Source organism: Asanoa sp. NPDC050611 (assembly GCF_040654855.1).
Taxonomy (GTDB): domain Bacteria; phylum Actinomycetota; class Actinomycetes; order Mycobacteriales; family Micromonosporaceae; genus Asanoa.
Genome location: NZ_JBFAIU010000312.1, coordinates 1 through 9,142, shown reverse-complemented (window position 1 = coordinate 9,142; position 9,142 = coordinate 1). Strand labels below are relative to the sequence as shown.

General features: G+C 72.6%; 7 protein-coding genes and 1 pseudogene. All 8 read right to left on the bottom strand.

Features of this window, described 5'->3' with window-relative positions:
• Nucleotides 1–100 precede the first annotated feature (100 nt).
• Nucleotides 101–1,213 carry a cell division protein FtsZ gene (gene ftsZ, locus AB0H87_RS32905; protein ID WP_360154598.1) on the bottom strand — a complete coding sequence of 371 codons (1,113 nt, stop codon included), beginning with the start codon at nucleotides 1,211–1,213 and terminating at the stop codon, nucleotides 101–103.
• A gap of 190 nt (nucleotides 1,214–1,403) precedes the next feature.
• Complete coding sequence (locus AB0H87_RS32900) at nucleotides 1,404–2,189, bottom strand: FtsQ-type POTRA domain-containing protein (protein ID WP_360154595.1); 786 nt, start codon at nucleotides 2,187–2,189, stop codon at nucleotides 1,404–1,406.
• Nucleotides 2,189–3,667, bottom strand: a complete 1,479-nt coding sequence (gene murC, locus AB0H87_RS32895) for a UDP-N-acetylmuramate--L-alanine ligase (RefSeq protein WP_360154592.1) — start codon at nucleotides 3,665–3,667, stop codon at nucleotides 2,189–2,191. Before murC ends, AB0H87_RS32900 begins: the two co-directional genes overlap by 1 nt.
• Nucleotides 3,668–3,707: 40 nt before the next feature.
• Nucleotides 3,708–4,817: an undecaprenyldiphospho-muramoylpentapeptide beta-N-acetylglucosaminyltransferase gene (gene murG, locus AB0H87_RS32890; protein WP_360154589.1), complete on the bottom strand. Its 1,110-nt coding sequence runs from the start codon at nucleotides 4,815–4,817 to the stop codon at nucleotides 3,708–3,710.
• The gene (locus tag AB0H87_RS32885) at nucleotides 4,817–6,214 is read right to left on the bottom strand and encodes a putative peptidoglycan glycosyltransferase FtsW (protein WP_360154586.1); all 1,398 of its coding nucleotides are present in this window, start codon (nucleotides 6,212–6,214) and stop codon (nucleotides 4,817–4,819) included. Before AB0H87_RS32885 ends, murG begins: the two co-directional genes overlap by 1 nt.
• Nucleotides 6,215–6,269: 55 nt before the next feature.
• Nucleotides 6,270–7,406, bottom strand: coding sequence for a phospho-N-acetylmuramoyl-pentapeptide-transferase (gene mraY / locus AB0H87_RS32880; RefSeq protein ID WP_360154583.1), 1,137 nt, complete (start codon nucleotides 7,404–7,406; stop codon nucleotides 6,270–6,272).
• Nucleotides 7,403–8,791, bottom strand: coding sequence for a UDP-N-acetylmuramoyl-tripeptide--D-alanyl-D-alanine ligase (gene murF / locus AB0H87_RS32875; RefSeq protein ID WP_360154580.1), 1,389 nt, complete (start codon nucleotides 8,789–8,791; stop codon nucleotides 7,403–7,405). The genes mraY and murF overlap by 4 nt, the downstream gene beginning before the upstream one ends.
• Nucleotides 8,788–9,142: pseudogene (locus tag AB0H87_RS32870) on the bottom strand (UDP-N-acetylmuramoyl-L-alanyl-D-glutamate--2,6-diaminopimelate ligase); the annotation flags it as partial. The gene murF and the pseudogene AB0H87_RS32870, both read right to left, overlap by 4 nt.

The following is a 9,142-nucleotide window of genomic DNA, read 5'->3' as shown; positions in this document are numbered from 1 at the left end:
GGCCGCGGTGCCCTTGACCGCACCGATCCGGCGGGTGTCGCCCGGGAACAGCTGCGCGCGCACTACCGGAGCCGGGCCGACGACCGGCCAGGTCAAGACCCTAGGATCCGTTCTTGAGGAAGTCGGGCACGTCCACGTCGTCGAAGAGCACCCGGCGGGCCGGCTGCGTCGGCGCGACCGGCGGCGGCACCTCGGCCGCCGGGGCCGGCGACACCGGCTGTGGCTGGGCGGTCTTGTTGCGCACCTCGACCGGCTTGTAGGCGGGCGTGCCGCCGTCGAAGCCCGCCGCGATGACGGTGACCCGCACCTCGTCGCCCAGGGCGTCGTCGATGACCGCACCGAAGATGATGTTGGCGTCCGGGTGCGCCGCGTCCGTGACCAGCTGCGCCGCGTCGTTGATCTCGAACAGGCCGAGGTCGGAGCCGCCGGCGATGGAGAGCAGCACGCCGCGCGCGCCGTCCATGCTCTGCTCGAGCAGCGGGCTGGAGATGGCCGCCTCGGCGGCCTCCACGGCGCGGTTGTCGCCGCGGGCGCTGCCGATGCCCATGAGCGCGCTGCCGGCCCCGCTCATCACGCTCTTCACGTCGGCGAAGTCGAGGTTGATCAGGCCCGGCGTGGTGATCAGGTCGGTGATGCCCTGGACACCGGAGAGCAGCACCTGGTCGGCCTGGCGGAACGCGTCCATCATGCTGATGCCGCGGTCGCCGAGCGCCAGGAGCCGGTCGTTGGGGATGACGATCAGGGTGTCGCACTGGTTGCGCAGCTCGTCGATGCCGGCCTCGGCCTGCACCTGGCGGCGCTTGCCCTCGAACGAGAACGGCCGGGTGACCACGCCGATCGTCAGCGCGCCGAGCTTGCGGGCGATGTTGGCGACCACCGGTGCGCCGCCCGTGCCCGTGCCGCCGCCCTCGCCACACGTCACGAAGACCATGTCGGCGCCCTTGAGCACCTCTTCGATCTCGTCGCGGTGGTCCTCGGCGGCGCTCTTGCCGACGTCGGGGTTGGCACCGGCACCGAGGCCGCGGGTCAGCTCGCGGCCGACATCGAGCTTGACGTCGGCGTCGCTCATCAGCAACGCCTGCGCGTCGGTGTTGATGGCGATGAACTCGACGCCCTTCAGACCGACCTCGATCATTCGGTTGACGGCGTTGACGCCACCGCCACCGATGCCGACGACCTTGATGACCGCCAGGTAGTTGTGCGGAGGTGTCATCGGGGGTGCCTTCCCTTCCCGTGTGCGGCCGGACCGCGGCATGCCGCCGCTACGCGAAGGGCAAGGGGTAAACCCTCACCCTCTACTAGAGGCTTAGAGTTATGTCAACTGCGCTGCCTCTCGGGCAACGTAAGCGGGACATGACCGTGATCCAAGGACCGGCTACGGCGTGTCGCCACGCGGTATTTCTTCAGCGGATCGTGACGACCTCGGGATCGCTGACGTCGATGGTCTTTCCGTCCCGCTCCAGCATCGCCGTCGTGACGGTGGACTTCACCGCGTTGCGGCTCGCGTCGCCCCAGACGACGGTGCGGCCGGCGGCCAGCTTCAGGGTGATCCGGGCCGGACCGGCCACGCCGACCTCGACGAGCTGCCGGCGCAGCGTCGGCGTCAGCGCGGCCACGACCTCGACCGCACCGCGTACGCCGTCGACGTTGCCCCGTGGGTCCGCGATCCGCACCAGCGGCAGGTGGGCCGGCCGGCGCCGCAGCTCCTGGAACGCGACGCCGAAGCGGTCGACCACCAGGAACCGCTTGCCCTCCGGCACGACGGCCTCGGGCGTGCGCTCGACGACCACGATCGTCAGCGCGTTCGGCCAGTCGCGGGTGACCGTGGCCTTCTCGACCGCCGGGAGCGCGCCGATCCGCGCGGCCGCCGCGGCCAGATCCACCCGGGCCAGCGGGGCACCGTCCGGCACCGCCGCGGCCGCCCGCACCTCGTCGGGCGTGACCAGCGACGTGCCGTCGATCGCGACCGACCGCACGCCGAGCAGCCCGGTGCCCAGCACCAGCCAGATCGGCAGGCCGATCACGAGCAGGGTCGCCGCGACCGCCGCCCACGGCAGCGCGGCCCGCAGCCGGCGCCGGCGGGCGCGCTGCATGAACCGGCGGACCGACGACGGCATCGCGTCGTTCCCGGCTCGGACCAGGGTCCAGCGGCGCCGCTCGGGGGCGCTGCCACCGGGCCGGACGGTCATCAGCCGGCGACCGGCGACACCGAACCCGCGGCCGCGCCGCCCACGGCCGGGTCCGCCGCCGACAGGGCGGCGAGCAGCTCGTCACCGAGCAGCGAGCTGGGCGGGGCACCCATGGTGACCACCAGGTCGCCGGCGTGCGCCCGGCGCACCACCTCGGCCGGCACCGCGTCCCAGTCGGGCACGAACACCTTGTGCGCGGCCGGCAGGTCGATCGCCGCGGTCAGCGCGACGCCGCCCTCGCCCGGGCCACGGGTCTCGCCCGGGCCGAAGACCTCCAGGATGATCGCCTCGTCGGCGAGAGCCAGCGCGGCGGCCAGCTCGGCCTCCATGTCGCGGGTGCGGTAGACCCGGTAGGGCTGGAACACCACGACCAGCCGGCCGCCGGCCGCGACCTCGCGCAACGTCTCCAGCGCGGCGGTCACCGACACCGGGTGGTACGCGTACTCGTCGTAGACGACGACGCCGTTGGCGACGCCCTTGCGCTCGAAGCGGCGGCGCACGCCCGGGAACACGGCCAGCGCCTCGACCGCGACCGGCAGCGCCACGCCCAGCTCGACCGCGGCGAGCACGGCGGCCGCGCTGTTGAGCCCGAAGTGCCCGCCCGGCACCGGCAGCAGGATCTCGCCGACCGACTCGCCGTGCAGCGCGGCCCGGTACCGGACGCCCAGCACCGACGAAGCGATGTCGAACAGGCGCAGGTCGGCGTCCTCGGCGGTGCCGTACGTCAGCACCTTGCGCCCCTCGGCCCGCAGCGTCTCGGCCAGCAGCCGGGTGCCGTCGTTGTCGGCGCACGTGACGATGAACCCGGCCGGGTCGGTGAGCCGGGCGTAGTCGAGGAACGCCGCCTGCAGGCCGGCCAGGTCGCCGTACGTGTTGAGGTGGTCCGCGTCGATGTTCGTGATGATCGACACGAACGGGCGGTAGAGCAGGAAGGACCGGTCGCTCTCGTCGGCCTCGGCCACGAACAGGTCGCCGCTGCCGTGGTGCGCGTTGGAGCCCGCCTCGGAGATCTCGCCGCCGATCACGAACGACGGGTCGAGCCCGGCGTGCTGCAGGATCAGCGTGACCATCGAGGTGGTCGTGGTCTTGCCGTGGGTGCCGGCCACCGCGACCGTGCGCCGGCCGGTCATCGCGGCCGCCAGCGCCTCGGACCGGTGCATGATCCGCAGGCCTCGCCGGCGGGCCTCCGCCAGCTCCAGGTGGTCCTGCGGGATCGCGGTGGAGTAGACGACGGTGTCGACGCCGTCGAGGTTCTCCGGCACGTGCTTCATGTGGATCGTGCCGCCGAGCGCGCGCAGGCCGGCCAGCGCCGGCCACTCCCGCAGCTCGCTGCCGAAGGTGGGAATCCCCCGCGTCAGCAGCAGGCGGGCCAGCCCGCTCATGCCGACGCCGCCCACGCCGATCAGGTGCACCGTGCCCAGATCCTCCGCGGCCACAACGCCTGCCGGGGTGAAATCCGCGATGTTGAGCCCTGCCACCGTGCCTCGCTCTCGTCAGTCAGTCGCCGCCGTGGGCGTCTCAGCCGTGGGTCGCCGCTTCGTAAACGAAGTCGAGCAGCGCCTCGTCACCGTCGCGCCGGCCGTAGCCGGCGGCCGCGTGGCCCATGGCGGCCAAGCGGTGCGGGTCGCGCAGGAGGGGGATCACCGTGCGCTCGACCCAGGCCGGCGTCATGTCGCCGTCGTCGACCAGCAGGCCACCGCCGGCGTCGACCACGGGCTGCGCGTTGCGGCTCTGCTCCTGGTTGCTGTAGGGGTACGGCACGTAGATCGTCGGCAGCCCGATAGCCGCCACCTCGGCCACGGTCATCGCGCCGCCGCGGCTCAGCATCAGGTCGGCGGCCGCGTACCCGAGCTCCATCTCGCTCAGGTAGGGCACCGTCACGTAGGGCACCGGCAGGTCGTTGGGCACCGAGACGGGCTCGTTGCGGGCGCCGATCACGTGCAGCACCTGGACGCCGGCGCGGGACAGCTCCTTGGCGGCCCCGGCGACCGCCAGGTTGATCGAGCGTGCGCCCTGCGAGCCGCCGGAGACGAACAGCACCGGCAGATCGGGGCGCAGCCCGAAGCGGGCGCGCGCGGCGGCCGACGCGGCGCGCCGGTCGAGATGGGCGATCGAGGAGCGCAGCGGCACGCCGACCACGCGGGCGTCGCGTAGCGAGTCGGCCTGCTTCGGCTGGTGCGGGAAGCCGACCGCGACGTATTTCGTGAACCGCATGCCCATCCGGTTGGCCACGCCCGGCGGGACGTTGACCTCGTGGACCACGATCGGCACCTCGCGGCGCCACGCGGCGAGGTAGCCGGGCACCGAGACGTAGCCGCCGAAACCGACCACCACGTCGGCGCGGACCTCGTCGAGCACCTTGCCGGCCGCGCGGGTCGAGGTCAGCATCCGGTCGGGCGTACGCAGCAGCGCCATGTTGATCGACCGGGGCAGCTGGAAGGCGGGGATCTGCCGCAGGTCGTAGCCCGCCGGCGGGATCAGGTCGTTCTCCAGGCCCTTGGGGGTGCCGAGGCAGGTGATCCGGACCGATGGATCGTGTCGGCGCAGGCAGTCGGCGAAGGCGAGCAACGGGTAGATGTGGCCACCCGTCCCTCCTCCGGCCAGCACGACCGACCGCAGCGGACCCATCACCGTCTCCTCTCGCCACCCACACCGGCGCGGTCACGCGCGGTGCGCCCGGCGGCGGGTGCCGACGGGCGGCTGGCCGCCGGAGCCGGTGGCAACGGAGGCAGCGGGGCCCAGAGTAGTCGGACCCATCGGGCCGGCGGGCGGGCATGCAGGGCTCGGGCGGCGTCGGGCTCGGCCCGGGCGAACGAGGCGAGTATGCCGACGCCGGCCAGGGTGACCACGAGGGCGCTGCCGCCGTCGGAGATGAACGGCAGCGGGATGCCGGTGATCGGGATGAGCCCCACCACCCCGCCGATGTTGACCAGGGCCTGCGCGACGAGCCACGTGGTGATCGCGGCGGCGACCAGGCGGCGGAACGGGTCTTTGATGCGCCGGGCGATCCGCAGGCCGGTGAACGCGAGCACGCCGAACAGGGCCAGGATCACCGCGCAGCCGACCACGCCCAGCTCCTCGGCGACCACGGCGAAGATGAAGTCGTTGTTGGCCTCGGGCAGCCAGTCCCACTTGAGCCGGCCCTGGCCGAGCCCGACACCGAACCAGCCGCCGTTGTCGATCGCGTAGCGGGCCTGGATGCCCTGGTAGCACCCTTCGTCGGCGCAGTCGGTCGGCGGGTTGAAGAAGGTCAGCAACCGAGCGAAGCGGTAGTTGCCGCCCTCGCCGCCGGAGCCCATGGTGGAGGCGGCCGCGATCAGCAGGGCGATGCCGGCCAGGCCGACCACCGACAGGCTGGCGAACACCCGCAGCCGCACCCCGGCGGCCCACAGCAGGCCGACCACGATGGCGAGCAGGATCAGCATCGTGCCGAGGTCCTTGTAGCCCACGAGCACGAACAGCAGCGCGACCACCGGGAACAGCGGCATGGCCAGCTCGCGCCACTGGCTCAGCGCCGCGCCCTTGCGGCTGATCACGTCGGCGGCCCAGAGGATCAGGCCGAGCTTGGCGATCTCGGACGGCTGCAGCTGGATGGAGCCCACGTGCAGCCAGAGGTTGTCGCTCTCGATCGGGCCGAGCTTGACGTCGTCGTCCCCGCGGACGGCGGCGAGCGCGTTGAGCCCGTTGAGGAACAGCAGCAGCGCCACCGCGACGCCGAGGACCGGGCGGCCCAGCGCGCGGAAGGTGCGCGCCGGCAGCCGCTGGCAGACCCAGAACGCGGTCAGCCCGACGACGGCGAACAGGCCCTGCTTGGCCAGCGCGGAGAAGGCGTTGCCGTCCTCGGCGATGTCCTGCGGGCCGGTCGCCGAGAACACCATCGTCAGGCCGATCACCAGCAGCAGACCGGCGCTGGAGATCAGCAGGTAGTACGACGCCAGCGGGCGGGCGAGCAGGCCGCGCAGCGCCGCCACGCCACCGTCGAACAGCGAGCGGCGTGCCTGACGGGCTTTCGCTTCCTCCCCCACCGGCCCATCATCGACGCTCGGCGCGCCGGGACAGCGGAGAAACTTTCGGCGTGTCTTAACTGACCGCCGCGAGGAAGTCGCTGTAGAAGAGGCCGAGGGCCATCGCGACGCCGATGCCGGCGATGATCCAGAAGCGGACCACGATGTTGACCTCGCTCCATCCCGCCAGCTCGAAGTGGTGCTGGAGCGGCGACATGCGGAACACCCGTTTACCCGTGGTCCGGAACGAGATGATCTGGATGACCACGGACATCGTGATGATCACGAAGAGGCCACCGATGATCGGCAGCAGCAGGACCGTGCGCGTCGACATCGCCATGCCGGCGATCAGGCCGCCGAGGCCGAGCGCGCCGGTGTCGCCCATGAAGATCCGCGCCGGGGACGTGTTCCACCAGAGGAAGCCGACACACGCCCCGGCGGCGGCCCCGGCTATCAGGGCTATCTCCAAGGGATCGCGTACGGCGTAGCAGTAGGTGTCCGCGCCCGCCTTGACGTAGCTCGGGTCCGCGCACCAGTGCCGGTACTGCCAGAACGCGATCAGCGCGTACGCCGCGAGCACCATCGTCGAGGCGCCCGTGGCCAGGCCGTCGAGGCCGTCGGTCAGGTTGACGCCGTTGGTCGAGGCGAGCACCACGAGCACGAAGACGATGACCGAGCCGACCTTGCCGATGTCGAGCCAGCTCACCTCGCGGATGAACGACAGCGCCGTGCTGCCCACCGTCTCGGTGTTGGTGCGGCTGCCGGTGGTGTCCAGCATCGTGCTCGGGAAATAGAGCGCGACGATGCCGAAGGTGGCGCCGACCAGGAGCTGGCCGAGCAGCTTGCCCCGCTTGTTGAGGCCGCCGCTGTGCCGCCGCCGGACCTTGAGGAAGTCGTCGATGAAGCCGACCGCGCCGCAGAACACCAGCAGGCCCAGCAGCACCAGCGCGGTGATGGTCGGGCCGACCTGGAAGATCTGCTGCGAGGGCAGCGTCGTCAGCGCGATGTGGCCGGCCACGTAGGCGATGATCGTCGCCACGATGAAGACCACGCCGCCCATGGTCGGCGTGCCCTTCTTGCCCATGTGCATCTGCGGGCCGTCGGCGCGGATCGGCTGGCCGGCCTTGAGCCGGGTGAACACCTTGATCGCGATCGGGGTGCCGAACAGCGAGACGAGGAACGCCACCGCGATGGCGACGATGACCGCCCTCACGCCGCCGACCCTTCCTCGCGCAGCGAGTCGACCACGTCCCAGGTGCGGTACCGGGATCCCTTCACGAGCACCACGTCGCCCGGCCGCAGATCGGCCCGGAGCGCGTCGATCGCCGCCTCCTGGTCGCCCAGCACCACCGACCTACCTTCCCAGCCTGGTTGGGCTGTCGCGCCCTCGTGGATCGGCCCGGCCTCCGCGCTGACCACGAAGAGCCGGTCGACGCCCAGTTCGGCGGCGAGCCGCCCGACCTCTTCGTGGCCGGCACGCTCGAACCCGCCCAACTCGGCCATGTAGCCGAGCACCGCGACGGTACGCCGTCCCGTGCCGATGGTCGCCAGCGCCCGCAAGGCCGCGGCCATCGAGGCCGGGTTGGCGTTGTAGGAGTCGTCGATGACCGTGACGCCGTCGGACCGCTCGAACACGTCCATCCGGCGGACGGACCGCAGCTCCAGCTCGCCCAGCGCCTCGCCCAGCTCGCGCAGGGGCATGCCCAGCTCGCGGGCGACCGCGGCGGCGGCGAGGCTGTTGCCCACCTGGTGCCGACCGGGCACGCGCAGCCGCACCGGGACGCTGCCGCGGGCCACCCGAAGCGTGTAGGAGGCCCGGCCGTGCGCGTCCACGGTCACGTCGTCGGCCCGCACGTCGGCGTCCGGCGCCTCACCGACCAGGACCACCCGGCCGCGGGTACGCACGGCCATCTTCCGGACCCGCTCGTCGTCGGCGTTGAGGATCGCCACCCCGTCCACGGGTACGGCCTCCGCCAGCTCGCCCTTGGCCGTGGCGATGTTGTCGACGGAGCCGAACTCGCCGATGTGCGAGGTGCCGACGTTGAGCACCACGCCGACCCGCGGCCGGGCGATGCCGGCGAGGTAGCTGATGTGCCCCATGCCCCGGGCGCCCATCTCCAGCACCAGGTAGCGGGTCTGCTCGTCGGCCTTGAGCACGGTGTACGGGAAGCCCAGCTCGTTGTTGAGCGACCCGGGCGGGGCGACCGTGGGGCCGAGCCGGGCGGCGAGCTGGGCGACCAGGTCCTTGGTCGTGGTCTTGCCGGACGAGCCGGTCAGCCCGATCACGCAGAGGTCGGGCAGCTTGGGCAGCACCGTGCGGGCCAGGGCGGCCAGCGCCGCGAGCGGGTCGTCGACGAGCACCATCGGCACGCCCTCGACCTCCCGGGTGCCGAGCACCGCGGTCGCACCCGCGGCCACGGCGGTGGCGGCGTAGTCGTGCCCGTCGACCTTCTCGCCGGGGAAGGCGACGAACAGCCCGCCGGGGCCGACCTTGCGGGAGTCGTACTCGACGGCGCCGGTGACCTCGGCCGCCGGGTCCGCGCCGGCCAGCCGGCCGTCGACCGCGGTCGCCACCTCGTCGAGGCGCATTTTGATCATCGCTGGCCCACCAGGTGGCCGAACCGGGCGTGCAGTGCCGCCGCGAGCTCGACCCGGTCGTCGAACGGGTGCGTCACGCCGGCCACCTCCTGCCCTCGTTCGTGCCCCTTGCCGAGCACCGCGATCACGTCGTCGTCGCCGGCCCGGCGGACCGCCTCGTCGATGGCCGCCCGCCGCCCACCGGTGACCTCTTCCACGGCCGCCGGACCCTGGGCGCCCGCCAACACCTCGGCGCGGATCGCCGCCGGGTCCTCGGGGCGATCGCCGCGAGCCAGACCAGCAGCGCGGCCAGGCCGCCGGAGCCGATCGAGTGTGCCTGGGCCGGCTTCGCGGAGATCACCAGCGCGAAGA